The sequence below is a fragment of the Streptomyces sp. NPDC088400 genome (assembly GCF_044753355.1).
GTDB lineage: Bacteria > Actinomycetota > Actinomycetes > Streptomycetales > Streptomycetaceae > Streptomyces.
Window position 1 is genome coordinate 335,032 of record NZ_JBIVMZ010000007.1, and the last position, 26,760, is coordinate 361,791.

Sequence of the window (26,760 nt, forward strand, 5' to 3'; positions counted from 1 at the left end):
CACCGAGGACGTGCCGAGGGGTGGGACCACACAGCCGGCCAGGGCGCCACGCTTCTCAGGCGCGCCCCTCGACCCCCTCCACCGCGGACACGATCCGCCCCAGGAACCCTCCGAGCGTTTTCATCTCATCCGTGTCCAGCGGGTCGAAAAACAGCTGTCGCACGATTTCCACATGCCCAGGTGCGGCTGCTTCGATGGTCTCTCTGCCCTTTTGGGTCAGACGCACCATCGAGCCACGGGCGTCGTCCTCGCACGCTTCCCGTACGACCAGTCCGCGTTTTTCCATCCGGCTTATCTGGTGGGACAGCCGACTCCGCTCCCAGTCGACCTCCGCACCGAGTTCCCGGGCCCGCAGGACTCCGCCCTCTGTCTCCGACAGGGGGGCGAGGAGGGCGTAGTCGGCGGCCGAGATACCGGAATCCTGCTGCAACTGCTGATCCTGGGCGCGCTGGAGGTCGCGGCACAGTCGGCGGTACGCGGCCCAGATCTCGGCCTCGCCCGGGGTAAGCCATCGCGGTTCGGACATATGCAGACACTACCAGCTTGTTGACGCATCACCAAAATGGCCTGGAATTCCCCGGCCCCCTTCACCCAGGAATCCGGTGTCTCCATCGGCTGTCGCAACCGTGCGGACCATCATTCGCAACCAGGACGCGCCCCGCAAAAGAAGGTCACCCCGTAAAGGGTGTGACACGGGAGGTTTCCTCATGACTACGTAATGGTTGCCGATGTCGCGGCGGGGGTCCGGCTGGAAGGGTCGCTGGTGGCGGTCGCAGTCAAGGCCGCCGCCGCTACGACCACGGAGACGAACATGGCAGCCAACGGCATCACCTACACCGGAATCGACGCGCTTCTGGAGCCCTCGAAGTCGGTGCTGCTGCTGATCGACCACCAAGGCGCCCAGTTCGCCGGTATGCGCAGCATGGACGCCACCCTGGTGGTCAACAACGTCACCGCCCTGGCCAAGGGCGCCAAGCTGTTCGACGTACCCACCATCCTGACCACGGTGGTCGAGGAACGCGGCGGCCACCTCATCAGCCAGCTCCAGGACGTCTTCCCCGAGCAGGCCCCCATAGACCGCACCACGATCAACACCTGGGAGGACCAGCGGGTCGTGGACGCGGTCGCCGCGACCGGCCGCAAGGACCTGATCATGGCCGGTCTGTGGACCGATATCTGCCTGGCCTGGCCCGCCATCCACGCACTCGCCGACGGCTACCGGGTCTTCGCCGTCACGGACGCCTCCGGCGCCGTCTCCAACGAGGCCCACGAACGCGGCATCGAGCGCATGATCCAGGCCGGTGTCATCCCGACGTGCTCCGGAACCGTCATCGCCGAGTGGCAGCGGGACTGGGCACGCGAGGAGACCGTACCCGGCATGACCGAGATCCTCCTCCAGCACGGCGGTGCCTTCGGCACCAGCCTGGCCTGGGAGCTCCAGCTCCTCGGCCAGAACAAGGACTGAGGAGCATGGGCCCCTCCGCCGCCGAGGGGCCCGAGGGGCCCCATGTTCGTGGTCCTTCCCTACGACGTCAGGCCGCTGGAGGGGAGGGCGATCAGGGCCGTGCGCGGCAGCAACGGGAGTGAGGGCAAGGCGGGCTGAAGGACGACGCCACTGAGCGGGGGACACGGGGAAGGTGCCACCCGCGCCGTCAGCATCGTCTTCCGACAGCGCGGGTGGCGGCAAGCAGGGGGCGGCTCAGTGGGCCGTCTGGCCGCCGTCCACGACGAAGACGCCGCCGGTGGTGAAGGACGCGGCCGGAGAGGCAAGGTGGAGCACCATGCCGACGATCTCCTCGGGATCGGCCGCCCGCCCCATCTGCGGTCCGGCCAGGACGATGTCCCGCTTGCCCGGGTCGTCCAGCCAGGGCTGGGTCATCGCGGTCCTGGTGAGGCCGGGAGCGAGCGCGTTGACCCGGATGCCGGCCTTGGCGTAGTCGACGGCGGCGGCCTTGGTCAGGCCGATCACACCGTGCTTGGCCGCCACGTACGGCGCCATGTCCGGGTCGCCGATAAGACCGGCGATCGAGGCGGTGTTGACGATGGCGCCGCCGCCCGCCCCGGCCATGTGCGCGATCTCGTACTTGAGGGAGAGGAAGACGCCCTTGAGGTCGACCGCGATCGCCTTGTCCCAGTCCTCCTCGGACTGCTCGGCCAAGGGCGCGGGTGGCACGAAGACGCCCGCGTTGTTGAAGGCGATGTGCAGATCGCCGTAGGTGGCCACGGTCGTGGACACCAGGTGCTCCACGTCGCGCGCGCGTGTGACGTCGGTCGGGACGAACAGACCCGTGCCGCCCTCCTTCTCGATGAGGGCGACGGTCTCGCCGCTGCGTTTGTCGATGTCACCGATGACGACGGTGGCGCCCCGCCGGGCGAATCCGAGGGCGGCGGCGCGTCCGATGCCGCCGGCTCCCCCGGTGATGAGGACGATCCTGCCGGTGAAGTCGAAGAACGGGTCCGTCACAACTGTTCAGCTCCTGATGGGAAGGGCACGGGGAGGGTCGGGGGTGTCCGCCCGGGGGCCTGGTGGGGTGAGAAGACGGTGCGGCGCTTCGCGTGCCGGTGCCCCCACCAGGGTTCGGTGCGTCAGAAGGTCACTCCGACGGTCACTCAGAAGGCCGCGGCGTCAGAAAGTGACGGTGATCTTGCCCTTCACGTGGTGGCCGACGAAGTCGAGCAGGGCCTGACGGGCTTCGGCGAAGGGGTAGTTGGCGTCGATCGGAATACGCAGCTCACCCTCGACGGCCTGAGCGGCGAGCGACGCCAGACGCCCTTCGGTCGCGCGCGTGCCGCCGTACAAGGCGGTGACGTCGCGGTCGAAGGCGGGCGGACCGCCGAGCGGGGAGACCAGGCGGCCTCCGGGCCTCGCCGCCGCGGCGGTGGCGGTGAGGGCAGGACCGGCGTTGGCCATGTCGAACACGACGTCGACTCCGCCGGGCACCAGGCGGTGGGTCTCCTCGGCGATGTCCACGGCCCGGTAGTCGAGGACATGGTCGGCGCCGAGGCCGCGCAGGAACGCCTCGTCGTCGGCGCGGCCGGTGGCCAGCACGGTCAGCCCCGCCCGCCGGGCGAGCTGGACGGCGTACGAGCCGACGCCGCCCGTCGCACCGACGATCAGGCCGGTGGAGCCGCGGGGCACGTCGGCGAGTTCGAGCAGCGCGGCGGCGGTGAGGGCGCCGGTGGGCAGGGCGGCTCCCTGCGCGGGCGTAAGTTCCGCGGGTCGTCGGACGGCGGAGGGGGCGTCGTCGATCACCACGTACTCGGCGAGGGCGCCGGAGGCGACGCCGTTCCAGGCGATGACCGGGTCCCCGGGGACGAACCGGGTGACGCCCTCCCCCACGGCTTCGACCGTGCCGCTGACGTCGACTCCGGGGACGAACGGGTGGGTCACCGGGATGGCGTCCCGCATGGCGCCGGTGACCAGCGCCTTGTCCACGGCGTTGAGGGCCGCGGCCTCCAGGCGGACGAGGAGTTGTCCGGGGCCGGCGACCGGTGTGGGCAGTTCCGCGATCTCAAGCTCTTCCAGTGGCCCGTAGGACCACGCGACCAGCGCCTTCATATCCGCTCTCCTCCAACAGTCGTTTGTTGACACATCAACAGTAGCCCATATGATTGACGTGTCAACATCCACCGTCGGGCTGGGGGGGACGCATGCGGGGAGCCGCGTCGACACGTTCGTCACGTTCGCCACGTCAAGGGGAGGACACCAGGGGCGAGTTGTACGGCAGAGCCCCTCAGATCGCCGCGCTCAGGCGGCTGGTACAGGACGCTCTGAAGGGCCACGGCGGGTCGATGGTCCTGGACGGGGAGCACGGTGTCGGCAAGAGCGCCCTACTGGAGCACGTACGCACCACATCGCCCGGCCTGCGTGTCGTACGGGTGGCGGGCACCGGCGCCGAACGGCGACTTCCGTACGCGGCCCTGCAGCGCGTGTTCGCCGCGCTGCGCGACCACGTGCCCCGGCTGCCGCCCCGGCAGCGGGAGACCGTGGAGGGCATGATGACCCAGGGGGCCATGGGCGCTGCGGGGCCCTTTCCGGGGCCGCGCGCCGACCACCCCGACGCCCTGCAGATCGGCCTGGCGCTCCTTCAGTTACTGTCCACGGCCGCCGCCGAACAACCGCTGCTGTGCCTCCACGACGACGCCCACCTGTTGGATCAGCCGTCGCGCGAGGCCCTGGCCATCGCCGCGCGTCGATGCGGCGACGCGCGGGTGGCCTGCCTCTTCACGCTGGCGTCGGCGCACTCCGACGACTGCCCCGAGCTGGCCTCGTTTCCCCGTATGCGACTGTCCGGGCTGATGGACCGGGACGCACTCGCGTTGCTGCGCGCCCACCTGCCCGCTCCGCTCGATCCGTCCGTCTGCGAGCGGGTCGTCGCCGACTCCCATGGCAACCCGCGGGCGCTGCTGGCCGTACCGCACGCGCTCTCCCCGACGGAGATGGCATCCGTACGGCCCCCGGCGCGGGAGTCGGACGGGTGGCTGCCGCCGGACTGGATGCGCGACGCGGTGAACGGCCTGCCGGACTCGGCGCGCCTGGTGCTCCTGGTGGCCGCGGCGGAACCGCTGGGGGACCCGGTGACCGTACTGCGGGCGACCGAGGCGCTCGGGCTCCACGGCGCCGAGGTGACCGAGGCGGAGTCCTCCGGGCTGATCGCGTTCGGACCGGGCGTACGGTTCGCCCATCCCCTGCTGCGGACGTATGTCTACGCGCGTGCGTCCGTCACGCGGCGCCGGCTGGTTCACGGCGCGCTGGCGGACACCTGCGACGTCCTCCGCGTTCCCGAACAGCACGCCTGGCACCTCGGGCAGGCCGCGGCCTCGTTCGACGAGCGCGTGGCGGCACGGTTGCAGGCGGCGGCCGAACAGCGGCTGACCCGCAACGAGACGAGGACGGTCGCGGTCCTGCTGGAACTGGCGGCGCTGCTGACGGCCGATCGCCGGCAGCGGGCGTCGCGGCTCCTGGCCGCCGCCTCGGCCTGGCGGCGCGGCGGCGGACTGCGGCACGCGCTGGATCTGCTGGGCCACCTCCAACTCGCCGCGCTGCCGCAAGCGGAGCGGACCGAGGCGACGTCCCTGCACGCGCGGACGCGGTACAGCGTGGACCGGGACGGGCCGGCCGCGCGGGCACTGCACGGGGCGGCGGAACACGCCCGCGTCCACGACGTACGACAGGAGGGCATCGCCCTGCTGGAGGCGCTGTCGGCAGGCGTCCACGCCGGTCGGCGGCTTCCGGCGGAGGTGCTGCGCACGGCTGCCGCGCGGGCGTGCGAGTTCTCCACGCGGGAGACCTACCGGGGCAGGGCCCAGGAGACCTCACGAGAAACGGCCGCACACCCCCACGAGGCGCTTCTGTCAGCCGTCGCCGCCCACACGTTGCAGGGCTACGGTCCCGCCGTCCCGCAGATGCGCCGGGCGGTGGACGCCTACCTGGACGCCCCGGCGCACACCGACCTCGACGTCGTCGGCGGCTGGCTGGCCTGTCATGCCGCCGTCGACGTCTGGGACGGCGCCGCCTGGCGGACGCTGGCCGACCGGCGGACCGCGGCGGCGCGCCGACTCGCCGCGGTGACGGCGCTCCCCTGGGGCCTGACGCACCAGGCGCTGGCGGACATCCATCACGGCGATCTGGCACAGGCGCGCGTCCGCGTCGCCGAGGCGTACCGGATCAACGAGGCCATCGGCGCCGTACCGCTGGACTACGCCGCGCTGGCACTGGCGGCCTGGAGCGGACGGCGGGACACCGTCGAGGCGTTGGCCGCGACCGGCGCCAAGGACGCCGCGGCACGCGAGGAAGGGCGGCTGCTGACGGCGGCCGAGTGCGCGCGGGCCGTGCTGTACAACTCGCACGGGCAGTACGGCCAGGCATACGAAGTCTGCGCCGAGGCGGTGTCGCTGGACGAGTTGGCGTACCGGAACTGGCTCCTGCCCGAACTGGTCGAGGCCGCGGTACGCACCCGGCACCAGCCGGACGCGCTGGCCGCCGCCGCCCGCCTGGAGGAATGCGCGCGGCTGACCGGCAGCGACTGGGCACGGGGGCTTCACCTGCGGGCCCGGGCCCTGCTGTCGGACGGCGACGAGGCCGACGGGCTCTTCCAGGAGTCCGCATGCGCCCTGACGTCCGCCGGTGCGCTCCTGCAGGCGGGCCGAAGCCATCTGCTGTGGGGCGAGTGGCTGCGCAGACAGGCCCGCGTGTCGGCCGCCCGGATACCGCTGCGCACGGCGTACGGCATCTTCAGCCGCGCCGGCGCCTGGTCCTTCCGGGAGCGCTGCGCGGGCGAACTGGCGGCGGCCGGTACGCGGGCACCGCGCTCGGAGGGGGGTGAGCCGACCGTACTGACGGCTCAGGAGCAGCGCATAGCGCAGCGCGTCGCCCGGGGCGACACGTCCAAGGAGGTCGCCGCGGCGCTGTATCTGTCCCGGCGGACCGTGGACACACACCTGCGCAGCATCTTCCGCAAGTTGGGAATCTCCTCGCGCCGACAACTGCGTGACCACGCGGTCGCGGTCACGCCGGAGAGGCGTGCCCGGGAGGAGTTCTTCGTTCCGCTGACGGAGAGTCCGTAGCCCGGCGAAGGCCTCGCCGGGGCCTCGGAAGCGTTCCGCCGCGAACCCACGCGGTGCCCCGTCCGCATATCGTGCGAAGTGCAAAAACGCAGGTCAGGCTTCCTTCTTGACCGGCTCCAGGATCGCCACGCACTCCACATGGTGCGTCATCGGGAAGAAGTCGAACGCCCGCAGCGTGCGCGGCTTGTAGCCGCCCTCCCGGAAGTACGCCAGGTCGCGGGCGAGAGCCGCCGGGTCGCAGGCGACGTAGGCGATCCTGCGGGCGCCCAGGCCCGAGAGGTGCTTGACCGTCTGCTTGCCGGCGCCCGCGCGCGGCGGGTCCAGGACGATCAGGTCCGTCTCGGTGATCCCGGTGCGCGGCAGCACCTGGTCGACCTTGCCCTGTTCGATACGGACCCGGGGCAGGTCCTGGAGGTTGTGGCGGGCGTCCTCGGCGGCGCGCTTGCCGGACTCGATGCCCAGCACCGCGCCGTTCTCGCCCACGCGCTCGGCGATCGCCCCGGCGAACAGGCCCACTCCGCAGTACAGATCCAGTGCCATGTCGCCCTTCCTCGGCATGAGGCCCTGCATCACGGCCTGGACCAGCAGCTGAGGAGCCTGCGGGTGCACCTGCCAGAAGCCGCCCATGCCGACGCGGTACGTACGGCCGTCGGCGCGCTCGCGGACGAAGGCGCGTCCGTGGACGCGGTGCACTCCCCCGTCGTGCTCCTCCACGCGCAGCACCGACACCGGCTTGTCCAGCTCCACCAGCGGCAGCCGGCCTCCCTGCTTCGGAGTGAGGACCACCTGGCGGTCGCCGGAGCCCGATGAGGCGATCGCCTCGACCGAGGCCATCTGCGGCCACTCCCGCCGCTCGACGCCCAGCTCGTTGACGCCTTCCGCGGCGATCATGCAGTGGTCGACCGGTTCGACTTCGTGCGAGCGGTGCTTGCGCAGTCCGGCGCGCCCGTCCTCGTCGATCGCGTACTGCACGCGCGAGCGCCAGGCCGGCACCTCGCCCGCGGGCAGCTTGTCGCCGGGCGCGGGCATGACGGTGCCGTCCCAGCCTGCCTGCTCGGGGGTGAGGCCCGCGAGGCGGCTCAGCTGCTCGGTGATGACCTCGCCCTTGAAGCGCCGCTGGGCGCCGGGCTTGGCGTGCTGCCAGTCGCAGCCGCCGCACCGGCCGGGGCCCGCGTACTTGCAGGGAGCCTCGACCCGGTCCTTGGACGCGTCGATGATCTCCACCGCGTCGGCGCGGAGAAAGCGGGAGTCCTCCTCGCCCTCCGTCACCCGGGCGCGGACCTTCTCGCCGGGCAGCGCGTGCCGTACGAAGAGCACCCGTCCCTCGTCGGTACGGGCCACACAGTGGCCCCCGTGTGCGACGGGGCCCACCTCGACCTCGTACTCCTCCCCGATCAGCGAAGCCTGGGGTTCTGTTTGCATGAGGGGGTGGCTCCAATGGATCAAAGGGTACGGCGGGACGGCAGCCCACCAGTCTACGTGCGTCTCACCCGTCCGCCCGCCACAACGAATGTCGCACGGTGAACGGGGACCGGCCGCCGGTCAGTCCTTTCCGCCGGCGCCCCCAGGAGCATCGCTGCCACCCGGATCCTTCGGCCTCGCGTCCACCGGACCGCGCCTCACCGAGCCCGGCGCGTTGTACACCGCCCTGCGCTTCGCCCGCTTCTTCGCCAGCTCGGAGGACTCCAACTGGTACGGCACGGAGGTCACCATCACCCCCGGGGTGAAAAGCAGCCTTCCCTTGAGCCGCAGGGCGCTCTGATTGTGCAGGAGGTGCTCGTACCAGCGGCCGACCACGTACTCCGGGATGTAGATGCTCACCGCGTCGCGCGGGCTCTCGCTGCGCAGGCCGCGTACGTACTCGATGACCGGCCGGGTGATCTCGCGGTACGGCGAGTCGAGGATCTTCAGCGGCACATTGATGCCGCGCCGCTCCCACTCCTCCCTCAGTACTTTCGTCTCGACCGGGTCGACGCTGATGCTGAGCGCCTCCAGGGTGTCCGAGCGCATCAGTTTGGCGTACGCGAGCGCGCGCAGCGTGGGCTTGTGGACCTTGGAGACCAGCACGATGGAGTGCACGCGGGAGGGCCGGACGTTGTCCTCGGACGGTTCCTCCGCCGCGGCGATCTCCGCGGCGACGCGGTCGTAGTGCTTACGGATCGCGGTCATCGTCCCGTAGAAAATCACCATGCCGAGCAGCGCGACCCAGGCGCCATGGGTGAACTTGGTGGCCAGGACGACGATCAGCACCAGACCCGTGAAGAAGGCACCGAAGGTGTTGATCGCCCGGGAGCGCATCATGTGGCGGCGCTTGCCGACATCGCGCTCGGTCCTCAGATGGCGGTTCCAGTGCCGGACCATGCCCGTCTGGCTGAGCGTGAAGGAGACGAAGACACCGACGATGTAGAGCTGGATCAGCCGCGTGGAGTCGGCTCCGTAGATGACGATCAGCAGCGCGGCGGCGCCGGCCAGCAGCACGATGCCGTTGGAGAAGGCCAGCCGGTCGCCCCGGGTGTGCAGCTGGCGCGGCAGGTAGCGGTCCTGGGCGAGGATCGAGCCGAGCAGCGGGAAACCGTTGTACGCGGTGTTGGCTGCGAGGAACAGCACCAGCGCGGTGGCCGCGGCGAGGAGGACGAAGAAGAACGTCCCCTCGCCGAAGACGGCGGCCGCGACCTGGGAGATCACCGGGTTCTGGACGTAGCCCGAGCCGACCGGCGAGCCGTTGTGGAGCAGATCCGTGGCCGGGGACTCGGCCATCTTCACGTCGGTGACCATGGCCAGGCCGATGATGCCGCAGAACATGGTGACGGCGAGGGCGCCCATCAGGGCGAGCGTCGACGCCGCGTTCTTGCTCTTCGGTTTACGGAAGGCGGGTACGCCGTTGCTGATCGCCTCGACGCCGGTCAGCGCGGCGCAGCCGGAGGAGAACGCCCGCAGCAGCAGGAAGACCAGCGCGAAGCCGGCCAGCCCCTGGTGCTCCGGCTTGATCTGGAAGTCGGCGGTCGGCGCGTGCATGGAGTCACCGAGCACAAGGCCCCGGAACGCGCCCCAGGCGATCATGAGGAACACTCCGCCGACGAAGACGTACGTGGGGATCGCGAAGAGCTTTCCCGACTCCCGTACGCCGCGCAGATTCATCACCGTCAGCAGCAGGATTATCCCGACGGCGCAGAGGATCTTGTTCTCCACGACGAACGGGATCGCGGAGCCGAGATTCTCCACCCCGGAGGCGATCGACACGGCGACGGTCAGGACGTAGTCGACCAGCAGCGCGCTGGCGACGACGAGACCGGCCCGGGGGCCGAGGTTGGTGGTGGCCACCTCGTAGTCGCCGCCACCGCTCGGATAGGCGTGCACGTTCTGCCGGTACGAAGCGACGACGGTGAACATCAGGACCACGACGGCCAGCGCGATCCACGGGCTGAAGTGGTAGGCCGACACACCCGCGATGGACAGCACCAGGAGGACTTCTCCCGGCGCGTACGCCACCGAGGACAGCGGGTCGGAGGCGAATACGGGAAGGGCGATGCGTTTGGGGAGGAGCGTTTCCCCCAGCTTGTCGCTGCGCAGCGCCCGCCCGATCAGGATCCGTTTGGGCACGTCGGTCAGTTTGGACACGGAGAGGATGGTATGCGCTCGAACTTCCCCCTGCGCCACCACCACCCCCTCTGTCCCGGAGACGTACGCGCGTCTGTCCCGGAGACGTACGCGCACGGGGATGACGGCATCGTCGGTGGTGCCGCATAAGCTCGACCCAGGGGAACGCCGTACACGGTGTCCCGCTGGGTACCCGGCATGTCGAGAAGGAAGAGTGAACAGGTTGTTTTCGCAGGTCATCGAGATGACCAGGACTGCGGGGTAAGGCGACGTGCACATCGTCATCATGGGCTGCGGCCGAGTGGGTGCCGCGCTCGCGCAGAACCTGGAGCAACAGGGCCATACCGTCGCCGTCATCGACCAGGACCCCACCGCGTTCCGCCGGCTCGGATCCGGCTTCGGTGGCCGTCGCGTCAGCGGGGTCGGGTTCGACCAGGACACCCTGCGTGAAGCGGGGATCGAGGACGCGGGCGCCTTCGCCGCGGTGAGCAGCGGCGACAACTCCAACATCATCGCCGCCCGGGTGGCCCGCGAGATGTTCGGCATCGAGAACGTCGCCGCGCGCATCTACGACCCGCGCCGCGCCGAGGTCTACCAGCGCCTGGGCATCCCCACCGTGGCCACGGTCCGCTGGACCGCCGATCAGATGCTGCGCCGGCTGCTGCCGTCCGGCGCCGAGCCCCTGTGGCGTGACCCGAGCGGCGGTGTGCAGCTCGCGGAGGTGCACACCTCGGCGAGCTGGATCGGCCACAAGATCAGTACGTTGCAGGAGGAGACCGGCGTCCGTGTCGCGTTCGTCACCCGGCTCGGCGAAGCGATGCTGCCGACGTCCCAGACAGTGCTGCAGGAGGGCGATCTCGTCCACGTGATGATGCGTACCGACGACATCGAGAAGGTCGAGGCGGCATTCGCCGAGGGCCCGGACGGAGGCGGGAACTGATGCGCGTCGCGATTGCCGGGGCAGGTGCGGTGGGCCGTTCCATCGCGGGCGAGCTGCTGGAGAACGGACATGAGGTCCTGCTGATCGACAAGGCACCGACCGCCATCTCGGTCGAGCGGGTCCCGCTGGCCGAGTGGCTGCTGGCCGATGCCTGTGAGATCACCTCGCTGGACGAGGCGGCGCTCCAGCGCTGCAACGTCGTGATCGCCGCGACCGGCGACGACAAGGTCAATCTGGTCGTCTCGCTGCTCGCGAAGACCGAGTACGGCGTGCCGCGAGTGGTCGCCCGGGTCAACAACCCGAAGAACGAATGGCTGTTCAACGAGTCCTGGGGCGTCGATGTCGCGGTCTCCACGCCGCGCCTGATGTCGGCGCTGGTCGAGGAGGCGGTGAGCGTCGGCGATCTCGTACGGCTGCTGCGCTTCAGCCACGGCGACGCCAACCTGGTCGAGCTGACGCTGCCCCCGGAGTCCGCCGTGACCGGCACCCAGGTCGGCGATGTGACCTGGCCCGAGGACACCTCCCTGGTCACCATCATCCGCGGGACGCGCGTGCTCACGCCAAGCCCGGAGGAGACGCTGGAGGCGGGTGACGAGCTGCTGTTCGTGGCGGCCCAGGCCCGCGAGGAGCAGTTGGAGGAGCTGCTGTCGGTACGCCGCGCGGAAGCGGAAGAGGACGCGACGGGCTGATCTCCGACCCGTCCCGAGACGGGTCACGTACCGTCCGGAGACGGGTACGTACCGTCCCGAGACGGGGTACGTACCCGCGGAACACACCACGAAGCCCGTACACAACACCAAGCCCTACACAGCACGAAGCCCGTCCGGCCGAGGACGAATCCTCAGCCGGACGGGCTCCCGGCCGATACGGTCACCGCACCGGGCGTATCTACTTGCGGTGGCGGGCCGCCGGGCGCTCTCCGGTCTCCGCGACGGCGGCCGCACGGGCCGCCTTGCGCTCCTTCTCCGCCTGCTCCTCCGCCTCCATCTCGGCGAACACATCGATCGGCGGCGGTGCCTTCGCGAGGAAGACCCAGGTCAGATAGACCGCCAGCAGGAACGGCGGGATCTTGAGCGCGATCAGCACCCAGCCGAACTGCGTGGTGTCACCCCACCAGTAGAGCGGGAAGAGGATCGCGCACTTGGCGAGCAGGATCAGCCCCCAGGCCCAACTGGCCTTCGCGTACGCCTTCTTGCGCCCGGGGTTACGGGTACGCCAGGAGAGGTTCTCCTTGAAGACCGGGCCGAGCATCAGCCCGATCAGCGGCACGCCCGCGAGGGTGGTGATGATGTACGCGAGCGCGAGCCCCAGCGTGTAGAGCATGCCCGGCAGGTAGAAGTCCTTGGCGTTGCCGGTCATCATCGCGAAGACGACACCGAAGGCCACACCGAAGACTCCGCTGAACGCGTGCTTGACGGTGTCCCGGCGGACCAGCCGGACCACGACGAGCAGCAGCGAGACGGCCAGGGCCGCGATCGCCGACGTGTGCAGGTCCTTGTTGATCGTGAAGATCGTGACGAAGAGCAGTCCGGGGAGGACTGTCTCCACCATGCCGCGCAGGCCGCCGAAGGCCTCGAAAAGCGCCGCCTCGGTGACGGTCTTGACATCGCCGTCCGGGCCGGACGAGCCGCCGGGGGACGAACTGTCCGGGGAAACGGGCGAGTTGGGGGAAGTGGGCGAGGCGGCGGGCTTGTCGAATGACGTCACCGGCTACTCCTGTCCGAGCGGTCGGAGTTCGTATTTGGGATTGAACAGAACCCGCCGGCCGTGACTCAGGGAGATCCGGCCGGAGGCGATCAGCTTACGGCCCGGCTCTATGCCCATGATCGAGCGCCGGCCCAGCCACACCACGTCCAGCGGCGCGGTGCCGTCGAACAGCTCCGCCTCCAGTGCGGGCACACCGGCACGCGGACGCAGGGTGACCGTCCGCAACGTACCAGTGACCCGGACGATCTGGCGGTCGTCACAGTCGGAGATCCGCGTGCACCCTGATGCCTGCGCGTCCTCCCGCAACTCTTCGCTCTCCAGATCCTCCTGGGAGCTGGAGAGCCGGTCGAGCATCCGGCGGAAGCGGCCGGTCGGCTTCTCAGCACTCATGCCTAGAGCGTACCGGGGAGCACCGACAGGCGAATCAAACACGAGATCACATGCCGGATCGGCGCTCGAACCGGAAGCTCTTCCCGGCCCGCCGCCCCACAGGGCGTCAGCGTTCGAAGCGGTAGCCCATGCCCGGCTCGGTGACGAAGTGCTTGGGGTGCGAGGGATCCGCCTCCAGCTTCCGCCGCAGCTGGGCCATGTAGACCCTCAGGTAGTTGGTCTCGGTGCCGTACGAGGGCCCCCAGACCTCCTGGAGGAGCTGTTTCTGGCTGACGAGCCGGCCCGTGTTGCGTACGAGCACCTCCAGCAGGTGCCATTCGGTCGGGGTGAGCCGTACATCTCTGCCCTCCCGGTGGACCTTCTTGGCGGCCAGGTCGACGGTGAAGCCCTCGGTCTCGACGACCGCGGTCGTGTCGTCGCCGTCCGCGCCGACCGGCTCGGCCCGCCGTACCGCGGCGCGCAGCCGGGCCAGCAGTTCGTCCATACCGAAGGGCTTGGTGACGTAGTCGTCGGCGCCGGCGTCCAGCGCCTCGACCTTCTCGTCGGACGTGTGGCGGGCGGAGAGCACCAGGATCGGGACGCGGGTCCAGCCGCGCAGCCCCCTGATCACCTCGACGCCGTCCATGTCCGGCAGCCCGAGGTCGAGCACGACGACATCGGGGTGACGGGCGGCGGCGAGTTCGAGCGCGCCCGCGCCGTCGGAGGCCGCGTCCACCTCGTACTTGCGCGCCTTCAGGTTGATCACAAGGGCGCGCACGATCTGCGGCTCGTCATCGACCACGAGCACCCGGGTCATAGAGGTCTGCCTTTCTGCTGTCCCGGTCATGAACTGATCCGGGCGGGTGATTCGGGGCGTACCGGCGCGCGTCCGGACGCCGCGGAGAGGGTGAGGACCATGGTCAGGCCGCCACCGGGGGTGTCCTCGGCGGTGAGAGTGCCGCCCATCGCGTCCACGAAGCCGCGGGCGACCGCGAGGCCGAGGCCGACGCCCGCTCCGCGCGGGGCGTCGCCGTGGCGCTGGAAGGGTTCGAATATCCGGTCCTTGGCGTCGTCGGGGACGCCGGGCCCGCGGTCCACGACCCGTACCTCGACCCGCTCGCCGAGCGCGCTGGCGGCGACGGTGACGCGTCGGCCCTCGGGGCTGTACTTGACGCCGTTCTCGACGATGTTGGCGACCGCGCGCTCCAGCAGGCCCGGGTCGACGGCCACCATGGGCAGCGATTCGGGGATGTCCAGGTCGACGCTGTTCTCCGGCACGCCGCCCAGTGCCCACGGGACCACCTCGTCGAGGTCGATCTCGCGGATCAGCGGGGTGACGGTGCCGGTCTGGAGCCGGGACATGTCGAGGAGGTTGCCGACGAGATGGTCGAGGCGGTCGGCGCCGTGCTCGATGCCCGCGAGCAGTTCCGCCTGGTCCTCCTCGGACCATTCGACGTCGTCGGAGCGCAGGGAGGTGACCGACGCCTTGATACCGGCGAGCGGGGTCCGCAGATCGTGGCTGACGGCCGCGAGCAGCGCCGTACGGATCCGGTTTCCCTCGGCGAGCGCGCGGGCCTGCTCGGCCTCGCCCACCAGACGCTGCCGGTCCAGTACGACGGCGGCCTGCGCGGCGAAGGCGGCGAGCACCCGGCGGTCCTCGGCGGGCAGGACCCGTCCGGAGAGCGCCAGCGCCATGTGGTCGCCGACCGGCATGTCCACGTCGGCGGACTCGGGGCGGTCGACGGGCTGGGGCCCGACGCTGCCCGCGCGGGTCCAGGGGTCGACATCGCTCGTACGTTCGAGCAGCGCCACGGACTCCATGGAGAACGTCTCGCGGACCCGTTCCAGCAGCGCGTCCAGCGTGGTCTCGCCGCGCAGCACGCTGCCCGCCAGGAAGGAGAGGATCTCGGACTCGGCGCGCAGCCGGGAGGCCTGATGGGTCCTGCGGGCGGCCAGATCCACGACGGAGGCCACCGCCACGGCCACCGCGAAGAAGATCACGATGGCGACCAGGTTCTTGGGGTCGTGCACGCTCAGGGTGTGGGTGGGCGGGGTGAAGTAGAAGTTGAGCAGCAGCGAACCCACCGCGGCGGAGGCCAGCGCGGGACGCAGCCCGCCGAGCAGGGCGGCCAGCACGGTCAGGAAGAGGAAGAGCAGGACGTCGTTGGCGAGCCCGAGCGTGTTGCCCATGTCGGTCAGCAGCAGCGAGAGCAGGACGGGTGCGACGACTCCGGCCAGCCAGCCCCAGATGATCCGGGAGCGCCCCAGGCGTGCGCCGCGCGCCACCGGCAGCCCGCGCCCCTTGGCGGCCTCCTCGTGCGTGACGATGTGCACGTCGAGGTCGGGCCCGGACTCCCGGGCCACGGTGGCCCCCACCCCGGGGCCGAAGATGTACTGCCAGGCCTTGCGCCGACTGGAACCCAGCACGATCTGGGTGGCGTTCACCCCGCGCGCGAATTCGAGCAGCGCGGAGGGGATGTCGTCCCCGATCACATGGTGGAAGGTGCCGCCGAGGTCCTCGACCAGCGTGCGCTGGACCGCGAGTTCCTTGGGTGAGGCGGCGGTGAGACCGTCGCTGCGGGCGATGTAGACGGCGAGGATCTCGCTGCCGGATCCCTTGGCTGCCATCCGGGCCGCGCGGCGGATGAGCGTACGTCCCTCGGGGCCGCCGGTGAGGCCGACGACGATGCGCTCGCGGGCCTGCCAGGTGGAGCGGATGTTGTGCTCGCCGCGGTACTGCTGGAGATACTCGTCCACCCGGTCGGCGACCCAGAGCAGCGCCAGTTCGCGCAGCGCGGTGAGGTTGCCGGGGCGGAAGTAGTGCGAGAGCGCCGCGTCGACCTTGTCGGGCTTGTAGACATTGCCGTGCGCCATCCTGCGGCGCAGCGCCTGGGGCGACATGTCGACCAGTTCGATCTGGTCGGCCCGCCGGACCACCTCGTCGGGGACGGTCTCCCGCTGCCGTACCCCCGTTATCGACTCGACCACGTCACCGAGTGATTCCAGGTGCTGGATGTTGACGGTGGAGACGACCTCGATCCCGGCCTGGAGCAGCTCTTCGACGTCCTGCCAGCGCTTGGCGTTGCGCGATCCCGGCACATTGGTGTGCGCCAGCTCGTCGACCAGGGCGACGGCGGGCCGTCGCTCCAGCACCGCGTCGACGTCCATCTCCGTGAAGACGCTCCCCCGGTACTCCAGCTCTCGGCGGCGTACTTCCTCCAGGCCGTGCAGCATGACCTCCGTACGCGGCCGGTCATGGTGTTCGACGAAGCCTACGACGCAGTCGGTGCCGCGCTCCACTCGGCGATGCGCCTCGGAGAGCATCGCGTACGTCTTGCCGACGCCCGGCGCCGCACCCAGATAGATCCGAAGCTTGCCGCGTCCCATGGCCCCATTGTCTTCCAGAAGAGCCACCGCGTCCGACGCGCCGGCTGTCTCGAAGTTACAGCCAGGGATGACGGCGAACAGGGCGGCACCGGTCTCTTGAGTCGGTCTTGACACGATTCTGACGCTCGGCCGACCCGCTCCGACGGTCGGCTGACCAGGCGGGTCGGCCGACCGGTCAGCGGGCGGCCGACCGGGCGGGTCAGCCGGCCAGCTCCCGGAGCGCGGTGTTGAGCGCGAGGACGTTCACCCGGGGCTCCCCCACGAATCCGAGGACGCGCTGCTGGGTGTGGTCCCTGACCAGCCGCTCCACCCGCCCGACGGAGAGGTGGTTCCGCTCCGCCACCCGGTGGACCTGGAGCTGTGCGTACGCGGGCGAGATGTCCGGGTCGAGCCCCGATCCCGAGGAGGTGACGGCGTCCGGGGGCACGGCGGCGGGCCGCACCCGGTATCCGGGCGTGGAGTTGTCCTTGATGACGGCCGCCTTGGCGTCCTCGACCGACTTGATCAGTTCCTTGTTGTCCCCCGACAGGTTGGTCGCGCCGGAGAGGATCAGCCGGTACCGGGTGTTGAGGCTGTTGGTGCCAAGGCCGTTGGACGGCCGCGGCTGGAACCACTTGAGGTCGGGCGCGGGGGTCTCCTGGCCGTTCTTCAGCGGCAGGTCGTAGCGCTGCCCGATGAGCGAGGAGCCGACGACCTTGCCGCTCTCCTTGACCTCGGAGCCGTTCGCCTGATGGGGGAAGAGTCCCTGCGCGAGGCCGGTGACGGCCAGCGGATAGAGCACACCGCACAGGACGGTGAGGACGAGGAGGGCGCGCAGCCCCGCCCCGAACAGCCGCAGTGCGTTGCCCGCCGAGTTGTTCATGGAGGTCATGCCGTTCACCCGATGCCGGGAATGAGGGAGAGGAGCAGATCGATGATCTTGATACCGATGAAGGGGGCGACCAGTCCGCCGAGGCCGTAGATCCCCAGGTTTCTGCGGAGCAGCCTGTCCGCGCTCGTCGGCCGGTACCGCACACCCTTCAGGGCGAGTGGCACGAGCGCGATGATGATCAGCGCGTTGAAGATGACCGCGGAGAGGATCGCGGACTCGGGCGAGAACAGCCGCATGATGTTGAGCGTGTCCAGGCCCGGATACACCACCGCGAACATGGCGGGGATGATCGCGAAGTACTTCGCGACGTCGTTGGCGATCGAGAACGTCGTCAACGCGCCCCTCGTGATCAGGAGCTGCTTGCCGATCTCCACGATCTCGATCAGCTTGGTGGGGTTGGAGTCCAGGTCCACCATGTTCCCGGCCTCCTTGGCGGCCGAGGTACCGGTGTTCATGGCCACGCCGACATCCGCCTGCGCGAGCGCCGGAGCGTCGTTCGTCCCGTCGCCCGTCATCGCGACGAGCTTCCCTCCGGCTTGCTCCCGCCTGATCAGCGCCATCTTGTCCTCGGGAGTGGCCTCGGCGAGGAAATCGTCCACCCCGGCCTCCTCCGCGATCGCCCGTGCGGTCAGCGGATTGTCGCCGGTGATCATGACGGTCTTGATGCCCATCCGGCGCAGTTCGTCGAACCGCTCCCGCATGCCCGCCTTGACCACGTCCTTGAGGTGGATGACACCGAGGACCCGCGCGCCGTCGGCGTCGTCCCGGGCGACCAGCAGTGGCGTACCGCCGGCCTCCGAGATCGCCCCGGTGAGCGCGGAGGCGTCGTCGGCGACCCGTCCGCCGCGCTCCTCGACCCAGGCGACGACCGAACCGGCCGCTCCCTTACGGACCTGATGCCGCGTCCCGCCGTCCACGAGGTCGACGCCCGACATCCGGGTCTGCGCGGTGAAGGCGACCCACTCGGCTCCGGTCAGCTCGCCCTGCCTGCGCTCGCGCAGCTGGTACTTCTCCTTGGCCAGGACGACGATGGAGCGCCCCTCGGGCGTCTCGTCGGCCAGCGAGGAGAGCTGGGCGGCGTCGGCCAGTTCGGCCTCCGTCACGCCCCTGACCGGCACGAACTCGGCGGCCTGACGATCCCCGAGCGTGATCGTGCCGGTCTTGTCGAGCAGCAGGGTCGACACATCACCCGCGGCCTCGACCGCGCGCCCCGACATGGCGAGCACATTGCGCTGCACCAGCCGGTCCATGCCCGCGATACCGATCGCCGAGAGCAGCGCGCCGATGGTGGTCGGGATCAGACAGACCAGCAGCGCGATCAGCACGATCACCGACTGCCTCTGCCCCGCGTACACGGCGAACGGCTGGAGGGTGACGACCGCGAGCAGGAAGACGATGGTGAGGGACGCGAGGAGGATGTTCAGCGCGATCTCGTTGGGGGTCTTCTGCCGGGCCGCGCCCTCGACCAGTCCGATCATCCGGTCGATAAAGGTCTCGCCTGGCTTGGTCGTGATCTTGATGACGATGCGGTCGGAGAGAACCTTCGTACCGCCGGTGACGGCCGAACGGTCGCCGCCCGACTCCCGGATGACCGGCGCCGACTCCCCCGTGATGGCCGACTCGTCGACCGAGGCGACGCCTTCGGTCACATCGCCGTCGCCGGGAATGATGTCGCCCGCCTCGCACACGACCAGATCACCGATGCGCAGTTCCGTGCCCGGCACCCGCTCCTCGGCGCCGCCGGCGCCCAGCCTGCGGGCGACCGTGTCGGTCTTGGCCCTGCGCAGGGAGTCCGCCTGCGCCTTGCCGCGCCCTTCCGCGACCGCCTCCGCCAGGTTGGCGAAGACAGTGGTCAGCCACAGCCAGCCGGCGACGGCCCAGCCGAACCAGTCCCCCGGGTCCGCCAGGGCGAAGACCGTGGACAGTACGGATCCGATCAGGACCACGAACATCACGGGGGATTTCACCATCACCCGCGGATCGAGTTTCCGTATCGCCTCCGGGAAGGACCTGAGCAGCTGCTTGGGGTCGAACAGCCCTCCGCCGACCCGGCCACCGCCGGGACTGTGGCCGGTGGGCACATCCTGGTGCGGCGCGCGGGCCGCGGTCCTTGGGGACATCGCGTTCTCTCGCTTCGTACGAGCGTTCATGACGCCAGCCCCTCGGCCAGCGGCCCCAGCGCGAGCGCCGGGAAGTAGGTCAGGCCGGCGACGATCATGATCGTGCCGACGAGCAGCCCCGTGAAGAGCGGTTTGTCCGTACGCAGCGTCCCCGCGGTTCCGGGCACGGGCCGCTGCTCGGCGAGCGAGCCGGCCAGGGCGAGGACGAACACCATCGGCAGGAAGCGGCCGAGCAGCATCACCACACCGAGGGTGGAGTTGAACCACTGGGTGTTCGCGTCGAGTCCGGCGAACGCCGAGCCGTTGTTGTTGGCGGCCGAGGTGTACGCGTACAGGATCTCGGAGAAGCCGTGCGGGCCCGAGTTGGTCATGGAGTGGCCCGGGGTGGGCAGCGCCATGGCCACGGCGGTGAAGCAGAGCACCAGCGCCGGGGTGATCAGGATGTAGCAGGCGGCGAACTTGATCTCGCGGCCGCCGATCTTCTTGCCCAGGTACTCGGGTGTCCGGCCGACCATCAGACCGGCCAGGAACACCGCGATGACAGCCATGATCAGCGCGCCGTAGAGCCCGGACCCGACACCGCCGGGCGCGATCTCACCGAGCTGCATGCCCAGCAGGGCGATACCGCCGCCGAAGCCGGTGAAGGAGGACATCGCGGAGTTCACCGCACCGGTCGAGGTGAGCGTCGTGGCCACCGCGAAGATCGACGAACCGCCGACCCCGAAGCGGGTCTCCTTGCCCTCCAGAGCGCCGCCCGCGATGTCGAACGCCGGGCCGCCGTGGTGGAACTCGGTCCACATCATCAGCGCGGTGAAGCCGATCCAGATCGCCACCATCGCGGCGAGGATCGCGTACCCCTGCTTGACGCTGCCCACCATCCTGCCGAAGGTGCGGGTCATCGCGAACGGGATGAGCAGGAGCAGGAAGATCTCGAAGAGGTTCGAGATCCCGTTGGGGTTCTCGAAGGGGTGGGAGGAGTTGGCGTTGAAGTAGCCGCCGCCGTTGGTGCCCAGTTCCTTGATGGCCTCCTGGGAGGCGACGGCGCCGCCGTTCCACTGCTGCGAGCCGCCCATGAACTGGCCCACTTCGTGGATCCCGGCGAAGTTCTGGATCGCGCCGCACGCCACCAGCACGATCGCGCCGACGACCGAGACCGGCAGCAGGATACGGACCGTGCCACGCACCAGGTCCGACCAGAAGTTGCCCAGCTCACCGGTACGGGACCGGGCGAAGCCCCGCACCAGCGCCACCGCGACGGCCATGCCGACGGCGGCCGAGAGGAAGTTCTGGACGGCGAGCCCGCCGGTCTGTACGACATGGCCCATGGTCTGTTCGCCGTAGTACGCCTGCCAGTTGGTGTTGGAGACGAAGGACGCGGCGGTGTTGAACGCCAGGGCGGGGCTGATCGAGGAGAAGCCGAGCGACCCCGGCAGGCCGCCCTGGAACCGTTGCAGCAGATACAGGAACAGAACGCTCACCGCGGAGAACGCGAGGACACCGCGCAGATAGGCGGGCCAGCGCATCTCGGTGGCGGGATTGGCGCCGATGGCCTTGTAGAGCCACTTCTCGACACGCAGATGCCTGTCGGAGGAGTAGACGCGTGCCATGTAGTCACCGAGCGGGCGGTACGCCAGGGCGAGCGCCACGAGGAGCGCCAGCAGCTGGAGCACCCCGGCGAGAAGGGGACCCATCGCTCAGAACCTCTCCGGAAAGAGAAGCGCGAGGACGAGATAACCCAGCAGGGCGACGGCCACGACCAGGCCGACGATGTTCTCGGCGGTCACAGCTTCGTCACCCCCTTGGCGACGAGAGCCACCAGCGCGAAGACCGCGATCGTGGTGACGACGAAGGCCAGATCGGCCATCGGGTGCTCCTGGATGAGTACGGAAAAACCTGACTCCCAGAGGAAACCCGCCGATCCGGCGGATTCGACGTCTGTTGACGGATCTCATACTCGCCGGGGCACCGGCTTGACGCACTTCCTACGCCTGCGTCCGTGACCAGTGAAAACGCCGGTGGGCCGCACCCCACGAGGGGTACAGCCCACCGGCCTGTCCGTTCCTGCTCCGAGGAGGTCAGCGCACCTCGGTGATCTCGGGACCGCGCTGGAGCTGTCCCATGCCACCGGAGAAGCGGGAGCCCTCCTGCTCGTCCTGCTGGACGCCCTCGGCCACCATCTGCGCGTCGTCCGGCAGCTTGAGGACGATCGGGTCGCGGGGCGCCATCGGGCCCTCGCCACGCACGACGACGGTGTCCCGGAAGATCTGCTCCAGCAGCCCGGCGGCCTCCGGCTGCACCGCGCCCTGTCCGGAGATCACGCCTCGCAGGAACCAGCGCGGTCCGTCGATCCCGATGAAGCGCACCAGCTGCACACCGCCGGTGCCGTCCGGCAGCTGTACGGGGACCTGGGCGCGCAGCTCCCAGCCCAGCGGACCCTCGACCTCGTCGATGATGCCGCCCTGCTGGGTGATACCGGAGGCGATCTCCTCGCGGACCTCGCCCCAGATGCCTTCCTTCTTCGGCGCGGCGAAGGCCTGGAGCTGTACGGCGCTGTCGCGCACGACGACCGTGGCGGCGACGATCGCGTCACCGGCGACCTCGACCCGCAGCTCCATGCCCTCGACCGCGGGGACGAAGACGCCCCCCAGGTCCACCCGGCCCTCGTCGGGCTTGGAGACCTCGGAGATGTCCCAGGGACCGTCGGGCCGGGGTGCCGGCGGAAGGTTCATACGGCGGGGTGCGTCACCCGCCTCGCTGCCGGCGTCATCAGCGTCGGTACCGGCCTCGTCGACAAACTGCTCGGCCTCGCCCGCTGCCTCCGCCGCGTCCTCTGCGGAACCACTTTTCTTGCGACGTCCGAACACGTCACTGTCCTTCCCGGTCGGATACGACCGAAGCGTATCGATTCCCACCCTGAACGCCGCCCACGGCGGCATGGCCACCGGTGGACCCGAAGCCCCCCTCGGCCCGCGCGGAGCCGGGAAGCTCCGCCACCTCGTGGAAGCGCACCTTCTCGACCTGCTGGACGACCAGCTGGGCAATCCGGTCGAACCTCTCGAACCGCACACTCTCGCGCGGATCGAGATTGACCACGATCACTTTGATCTCTCCACGGTACCCGGCATCCACCGTCCCGGGGGCATTCACCATGGCGACACCGCACCGGGCAGCGAGCCCGGAACGCGGGTGCACAAAGGCCGCGTAGCCGTCCGGCAGAGCGATGGACACCCCCGTCGGCAGCACGGCACGCTCCCCCGGGGCGAGCTCGGCGGCCTCCGTGGTGACCAGATCGGCTCCGGCGTCGCCGGGATGCGCGTATGACGGAAGCGGCACCTCCGGATCGACGCGGCGGATCAGTACGTCGACGGGGCCGGCAGGGGTACGGCTCATGAGTTCACCTCGAAGGCGCGGGCGCGCTCGATCTGGACGTATTCGGACGACTCCGACTCCGACTCCGACAACGCGGCGAGGTGCGGTGCCGGGCGTCGCGGGCCCGGGAAGATCCGCCGGACAGGCCCTGGGGCGTGTGATCCCTGGCGGGCGGGGGTGACCGTGAACTCGGCGGTGCCGCTCGCACTCACGCCGGCCCGCACCCGCAGGCCCAGTCCGTGCGGCTGGGCCTCGCCGCAACCGAAACAGTGTTCGTAGTGCGACCCGAGCAGCTCACCGGGTGCCGGGGCATCGGGGTGCCTCACCAGCGGTACGGCATCGGCCGGCGGCGTCAGCGGCCCTGCGGGGGGTCCGGGGGGCTTCCCCGGAGATGGCACGTTACTCACAGGCGCAGACCTTACCCGCGCGGTCGCCCGCGCACCGCACCGTGCCAAGCTTGGTTTCATGGACCCTTCCGTCGCGCGCTACGACGAACGCCTGACTGCCCCCCGTTCCTGGTGGGGGATCGCCGCTCTCATCGCGATCGCGGGCGGCCTGATGCTGCTGCCCCTGGGACCGTTGCCGCTGCTCGGCGGGGTGATCGGCGCGGGCGCGCTGGCGGCGGCCGGGGTCAGTTCCTACGGCTCCGCACGGATCAGGGTGGTCGCGGACTCGCTGGTCGCCGGCGATGCCCGGATCCCGGTCTCGGCGCTCGGCGAGGCCGAGGTGCTCGACGGCGAGGAGGCACGGGCCTGGCGCCTGCACAAGGCCGACCCCCGCGCCTTCATGCTGCTGCGCAGTTACGTCCCGACGGCGCTGCGCGTGGAGATCACGGACCCGGACGACCCGACGCCGTACGTCTATCTGTCGACCCGGGCCCCGAAGAGGCTCGCGGCGGCGCTGGACGCCGTACGGGCCGGTTAGGTCCTGTCTCCGGCTCAGGCCGGGGGCCGGGGGCCTGTCCGGCCGGTCAGTGCCCCAATTCCCCGGGCAGCTCCGGCGGAAGCTCCTTGGGCCGCTCCAGCGGCGGCAGTTGAGGCAGCGCGTCCCAGGGGACCTGGCGGGTCCGCAGATCCTTGCGGACGTGCTCGGCGACCTTCTTGGTGTCCCGCCGGTTCATCATCGCGCCGACGGCCGCTCCGATCATGAACGGGACGAGATTCGGCAGACTGCGGACCGTGCGCTTCATGATCTGCTGCCGCAGCTCGCGCTTCATCCGGCCGCTCAACGCGCCGTTGAGGCTCGACGGTCTGGTGATGTCGACCCCGCGCTCCTCCGTCCAGGACGTCAGGTAGGCGGTGCTGCGCTCCTTGAGCGTGCCGGGCGGCCGTAGTCCGTAGACCTCGTGCAGCTCCGCGATCAGCTTCAGCTCGATCGCGGCCACGGCGGTGATCTCGGCCGCCAGCTCGGCCGGCATGGCGGGCGGTACCGGCATCATCGCGGCCGCGCCCACACCCGCACCGACCGTCGAGCTGCTGTTCGCGGCGCCCGCGACCAGCTTGTCCGCCAGTTCCTCGGGACCGAGGCCCGGGAACTGGCCGCGCAAGGTCGCGAGATCGCGGACCGGGACCCGAGGTGCGTTCTCGATGATCCGGTCGGCGAGATGGGCCAGCGCCGCCTTGGCGCTGTCGCTTCCCTTGCGTACTCCCCGTTTCACACTGTCCAGGCGGCGGCCCCCGGTCATGGGGCCGTCGTGGCCTGTCCGTGCCGCTTCGAGCGAGGCCGTCAGGCCTCGCTCGTCGTCATGCGCTCCAGGCACCGGAGCGGGGTACTCGGCAGCGGGCGGATCGCCTTCTGCCGGGCCTGTGCCGCTCTGATGCGCCTCCGGCGAACTCTTGCCCTTGCGCCGGAAGCGCCGTTTCCGAGACGGTGTATCACCTGACACGACCGACCGGACCTCAGTCGCAGTCGCGGCAGATCGGCTGGCCGTTCTTCTCCCTGGCCAGCTGACTGCGGTGGTGCACGAGGAAGCAGCTCATGCAGGTGAACTCGTCGGCCTGCCTCGGCAGGACCCGGACGGAAAGCTCCTCGTTGGAGAGATCCGCGCCGGGCAGTTCGAGGCCCTCGGCCTGCTCGAACTCGTCGACGTCGACCGCTGAAGTCGACTTGTCGTTCCGACGTGCCTTGAGCTCTTCAAGGCTGTCCTGATCGACGTCGTCATCGGTCTTGCGTGGGGTGTCGTAATCCGTTGCCATGTCGCTCTCCCCCTCTGGGTGTCTGTGGTGTCTCAAGCGCTCGTAACGCGTGAGAGGCCGGACTTGTGCCCGACCTGAGGCGGAGATTTTGCCTCACATCAAGGTCTGTTACTCAATCGACACCCAACCGGACTCCTGAGGAGTGATCGGCTTCGGGTGGCGAGGGGGACCGTACACGGTCCCCCTGTCGTACCTCACGGGCGCCACCCCGTGTACTTCCCGTGATCCCGACCCCTGGAAACCCGGACTTTACCGGCTTTCCCATGGAGGCTTGATCACGCAGAGTAGATAGGCGGGAATTCGCCCCTGTGATCGATCACACAAGGCTCCGCCGCGAACCGGCCTCGAAAATTCCGCGCAAAGCGAACAAAGCAATCTGCTGCCCGAACACTGCGCGCAGTCTCTCAGACCGGGAGAGTGACACGCATCACGAGACCACCACCCTCGCGAGGTTCCGCGAAGATACGGCCCCCGTGCGCGCGTGCCACGGAGCGGGCGATCGACAGGCCCAGGCCCACCCCCTTGTCGCTCCCCGTCCGCTCCGTACGCAGCCGCCGGAACGGCTCGAAGAGATTGTCGATCTCGTACGCGGGCACAACGGGGCCGGTGTTGGACACCACCAGGACCGCCTGGCCCTGCTGCGTCTCGGTGGTGACCTCCACCCAGCCTCCTTCGGAGATGTTGTAGCGGACGGCGTTCTGCACCAGGTTCAGGGCGATCCGCTCCAGCAGCACGCCGTTTCCCTGGACGACGGCGGGGACGCACTCCCCGCGCATCTCCACCCCCTTCTCCTCCGCCTCCGCGAGTGCCTGATCCACCGCACGCGTCGCGACCTCGGCCAGATCGACCGGTTTTCGCTCCACGAGCTGGTTGTCGCTGCGGGCGAGCAGCAGCAGGCCCTCCACCAGCTGCTCGCTGCGCTCGTTGGTGGCCAGCAGGGTCTTGCCGAGCTGCTGGAGCTCCGTGGGCGCCCCCGGGTCGGAGAGGTGGACCTCCAGCAGCGTCCGGTTGATCGCCAGCGGTGTACGCAGCTCGTGGGAGGCGTTCGCGACGAAGCGCTGCTGCGCCGTGAAGGCACGCTCCAGCCGCTCCAGCATCTCGTCGAAGGTGTCGGCCAGTTCCTTGAGCTCGTCGTCTGGGCCGTCCAGCTCGATCCGGCGCGCCAGGTCGGAGCCGACCACGCGGCGCGCGGTCCTGGTGATCCGGCCGAGCGGCGACAGGACCCGCCCCGCCATCGCGTAACCGAAGGCGAACGCGATGACGCTGAGGCCGACCAGGGCGAAGATCGAGCGGCTGAGCAGATCGTCGAGCGCCTGCTTGCGCTGGTGGTTGACGCAGCTGTTCATCGCCGCGTTGAACTGCTCGGGCGGCGCCTGGTCCGGGAAGTTGCAGACATCGCTGCTGACCTTGCCGGTCACGATCTTGAACGGCAGCTCGCTGCCCACGTGCAGGGCCTGGGCCGCCAGCAGATAGATGATCGAGAGCAGCAGGATGCCGGCGATCAGGAACATCCCGCCGTACAGCAGCGTGAGACGTATCCGGATGGTCGGCCGCACCCAGGGCAGCGCCTGGTCCGGCCGCCTCGGGTCCCAGGTCGGCTTCGGGGGTGCCGCGGGGGGCACCGGGGTGGTTGCCACG

Annotated in this window: 23 protein-coding genes and 1 pseudogene; 5 read left to right on the forward strand and 19 right to left on the reverse strand. The window is 69.9% G+C overall.

The window, feature by feature from the left end; genetic code table 11:
* Positions 1–55: 55 nt before the first annotated feature.
* The gene (locus tag ACIQD6_RS20005) at positions 56–526 is read right to left on the reverse strand and encodes a MarR family winged helix-turn-helix transcriptional regulator (RefSeq protein ID WP_401884275.1); all 471 of its coding nucleotides are present in this window, start codon (positions 524–526) and stop codon (positions 56–58) included.
* A gap of 285 nt (positions 527–811) precedes the next feature.
* On the opposite strand from ACIQD6_RS20005, the gene ACIQD6_RS20010 reads away from it, so the two are divergent.
* Positions 812–1,465 (forward strand): hydrolase, encoded by a 654-nt coding sequence (locus tag ACIQD6_RS20010; RefSeq protein WP_401884444.1) that lies wholly within the window; start codon positions 812–814, stop codon positions 1,463–1,465.
* Positions 1,466–1,699: 234 nt separating this feature from the next.
* Here ACIQD6_RS20010 and ACIQD6_RS20015 read toward each other — a convergent pair whose 3' ends face one another.
* Both ACIQD6_RS20015 and ACIQD6_RS20020 read right to left on the reverse strand, forming a co-directional pair.
* Positions 1,700–2,464: an SDR family oxidoreductase gene (locus ACIQD6_RS20015; protein ID WP_401884277.1), complete on the reverse strand. Its 765-nt coding sequence runs from the start codon at positions 2,462–2,464 to the stop codon at positions 1,700–1,702.
* 162 nt (positions 2,465–2,626) lie between these two features.
* Complete coding sequence (locus tag ACIQD6_RS20020; protein WP_401884278.1) at positions 2,627–3,559, reverse strand: NADP-dependent oxidoreductase; 933 nt, start codon at positions 3,557–3,559, stop codon at positions 2,627–2,629.
* A 158-nt stretch (positions 3,560–3,717) separates the two neighbouring features.
* On the opposite strand from ACIQD6_RS20020, the gene ACIQD6_RS20025 reads away from it, so the two are divergent.
* The gene (locus tag ACIQD6_RS20025; protein WP_401884280.1) at positions 3,718–6,567 is read left to right on the forward strand and encodes an AAA family ATPase; all 2,850 of its coding nucleotides are present in this window, start codon (positions 3,718–3,720) and stop codon (positions 6,565–6,567) included.
* A gap of 93 nt (positions 6,568–6,660) precedes the next feature.
* Here the strand turns inward: ACIQD6_RS20025 and ACIQD6_RS20030 are convergent, their stop codons facing one another.
* Positions 6,661–7,989 (reverse strand): class I SAM-dependent RNA methyltransferase, encoded by a 1,329-nt coding sequence (locus ACIQD6_RS20030; protein ID WP_401884281.1) that lies wholly within the window; start codon positions 7,987–7,989, stop codon positions 6,661–6,663.
* Positions 7,990–8,109: 120 nt separating this feature from the next.
* Positions 8,110–10,185 (reverse strand): APC family permease, encoded by a 2,076-nt coding sequence (locus tag ACIQD6_RS20035; protein WP_401884283.1) that lies wholly within the window; start codon positions 10,183–10,185, stop codon positions 8,110–8,112.
* A gap of 250 nt (positions 10,186–10,435) precedes the next feature.
* Between ACIQD6_RS20035 and ACIQD6_RS20040 the strand changes: the two genes are divergently transcribed.
* Both ACIQD6_RS20040 and ACIQD6_RS20045 read left to right on the forward strand, forming a co-directional pair.
* Positions 10,436–11,104, forward strand: coding sequence for an NAD-binding protein (locus ACIQD6_RS20040; RefSeq protein WP_401884284.1), 669 nt, complete (start codon positions 10,436–10,438; stop codon positions 11,102–11,104).
* Positions 11,104–11,793: a potassium channel family protein gene (locus ACIQD6_RS20045; RefSeq protein WP_401884285.1), complete on the forward strand. Its 690-nt coding sequence runs from the start codon at positions 11,104–11,106 to the stop codon at positions 11,791–11,793. Before ACIQD6_RS20040 ends, ACIQD6_RS20045 begins: the two co-directional genes overlap by 1 nt.
* 199 nt (positions 11,794–11,992) lie before the next feature.
* Here the strand turns inward: ACIQD6_RS20045 and ACIQD6_RS20050 are convergent, their stop codons facing one another.
* The 11 genes and pseudogenes from ACIQD6_RS20050 to ACIQD6_RS20100 form a co-directional block, all read right to left on the reverse strand.
* A complete protein-coding gene (locus tag ACIQD6_RS20050) occupies positions 11,993–12,811 on the reverse strand; it encodes a DUF3159 domain-containing protein (protein WP_401884287.1) in 819 nt (272 codons plus the stop codon).
* Between the two features lie 3 nt (positions 12,812–12,814).
* Positions 12,815–13,201, reverse strand: coding sequence for an OB-fold nucleic acid binding domain-containing protein (locus tag ACIQD6_RS20055; protein ID WP_401884288.1), 387 nt, complete (start codon positions 13,199–13,201; stop codon positions 12,815–12,817).
* A gap of 106 nt (positions 13,202–13,307) precedes the next feature.
* Positions 13,308–13,997, reverse strand: a complete 690-nt coding sequence (locus ACIQD6_RS20060; protein WP_401884289.1) for a response regulator — start codon at positions 13,995–13,997, stop codon at positions 13,308–13,310.
* A gap of 26 nt (positions 13,998–14,023) precedes the next feature.
* Positions 14,024–16,567: an ATP-binding protein gene (locus ACIQD6_RS20065; protein ID WP_401884290.1), complete on the reverse strand. Its 2,544-nt coding sequence runs from the start codon at positions 16,565–16,567 to the stop codon at positions 14,024–14,026.
* 199 nt (positions 16,568–16,766) lie between these two features.
* A complete protein-coding gene (locus tag ACIQD6_RS20070; RefSeq protein ID WP_401884445.1) occupies positions 16,767–17,429 on the reverse strand; it encodes a potassium-transporting ATPase subunit C in 663 nt (220 codons plus the stop codon).
* A 14-nt stretch (positions 17,430–17,443) separates the two neighbouring features.
* Positions 17,444–19,558: a potassium-transporting ATPase subunit KdpB gene (gene kdpB / locus ACIQD6_RS20075; protein WP_401884447.1), complete on the reverse strand. Its 2,115-nt coding sequence runs from the start codon at positions 19,556–19,558 to the stop codon at positions 17,444–17,446.
* A 26-nt stretch (positions 19,559–19,584) separates the two neighbouring features.
* The gene (gene kdpA / locus ACIQD6_RS20080; protein WP_401884292.1) at positions 19,585–21,249 is read right to left on the reverse strand and encodes a potassium-transporting ATPase subunit KdpA; all 1,665 of its coding nucleotides are present in this window, start codon (positions 21,247–21,249) and stop codon (positions 19,585–19,587) included.
* Positions 21,250–21,252: 3 nt separating this feature from the next.
* A complete protein-coding gene (kdpF, locus tag ACIQD6_RS20085) occupies positions 21,253–21,342 on the reverse strand; it encodes a K(+)-transporting ATPase subunit F (RefSeq protein ID WP_037727062.1) in 90 nt (29 codons plus the stop codon).
* A 291-nt stretch (positions 21,343–21,633) separates the two neighbouring features.
* Positions 21,634–22,422, reverse strand: coding sequence for a DUF3710 domain-containing protein (locus ACIQD6_RS20090; protein ID WP_401884294.1), 789 nt, complete (start codon positions 22,420–22,422; stop codon positions 21,634–21,636).
* Between the two features lies 1 nt (position 22,423).
* Positions 22,424–22,948 (reverse strand): dUTP diphosphatase, encoded by a 525-nt coding sequence (dut, locus tag ACIQD6_RS20095; protein WP_401884295.1) that lies wholly within the window; start codon positions 22,946–22,948, stop codon positions 22,424–22,426.
* 125 nt (positions 22,949–23,073) lie between these two features.
* Positions 23,074–23,334: pseudogene (locus ACIQD6_RS20100) on the reverse strand (PaaI family thioesterase); the annotation flags it as partial.
* A gap of 58 nt (positions 23,335–23,392) precedes the next feature.
* Between ACIQD6_RS20100 and ACIQD6_RS20105 the strand changes: the two are divergent.
* Positions 23,393–23,851, forward strand: coding sequence for a DUF3093 domain-containing protein (locus tag ACIQD6_RS20105; protein WP_401884296.1), 459 nt, complete (start codon positions 23,393–23,395; stop codon positions 23,849–23,851).
* A 46-nt stretch (positions 23,852–23,897) separates the two neighbouring features.
* On the opposite strand, the gene ACIQD6_RS20110 is transcribed toward ACIQD6_RS20105, so the two are convergent.
* The 3 genes from ACIQD6_RS20110 to ACIQD6_RS20120 all read right to left on the reverse strand — a co-directional run bounded on the left by ACIQD6_RS20110 (position 23,898) and on the right by ACIQD6_RS20120 (position 26,759).
* Positions 23,898–24,812 (reverse strand): hypothetical protein, encoded by a 915-nt coding sequence (locus tag ACIQD6_RS20110; protein ID WP_401884297.1) that lies wholly within the window; start codon positions 24,810–24,812, stop codon positions 23,898–23,900.
* Positions 24,813–24,825: 13 nt separating this feature from the next.
* Positions 24,826–25,122, reverse strand: a complete 297-nt coding sequence (locus ACIQD6_RS20115) for a DUF4193 domain-containing protein (RefSeq protein ID WP_030350183.1) — start codon at positions 25,120–25,122, stop codon at positions 24,826–24,828.
* 404 nt (positions 25,123–25,526) lie between these two features.
* Positions 25,527–26,759: a sensor histidine kinase gene (locus tag ACIQD6_RS20120; RefSeq protein ID WP_401884298.1), complete on the reverse strand. Its 1,233-nt coding sequence runs from the start codon at positions 26,757–26,759 to the stop codon at positions 25,527–25,529.
* Between the last annotated feature and the right edge of the window lies 1 nt (position 26,760).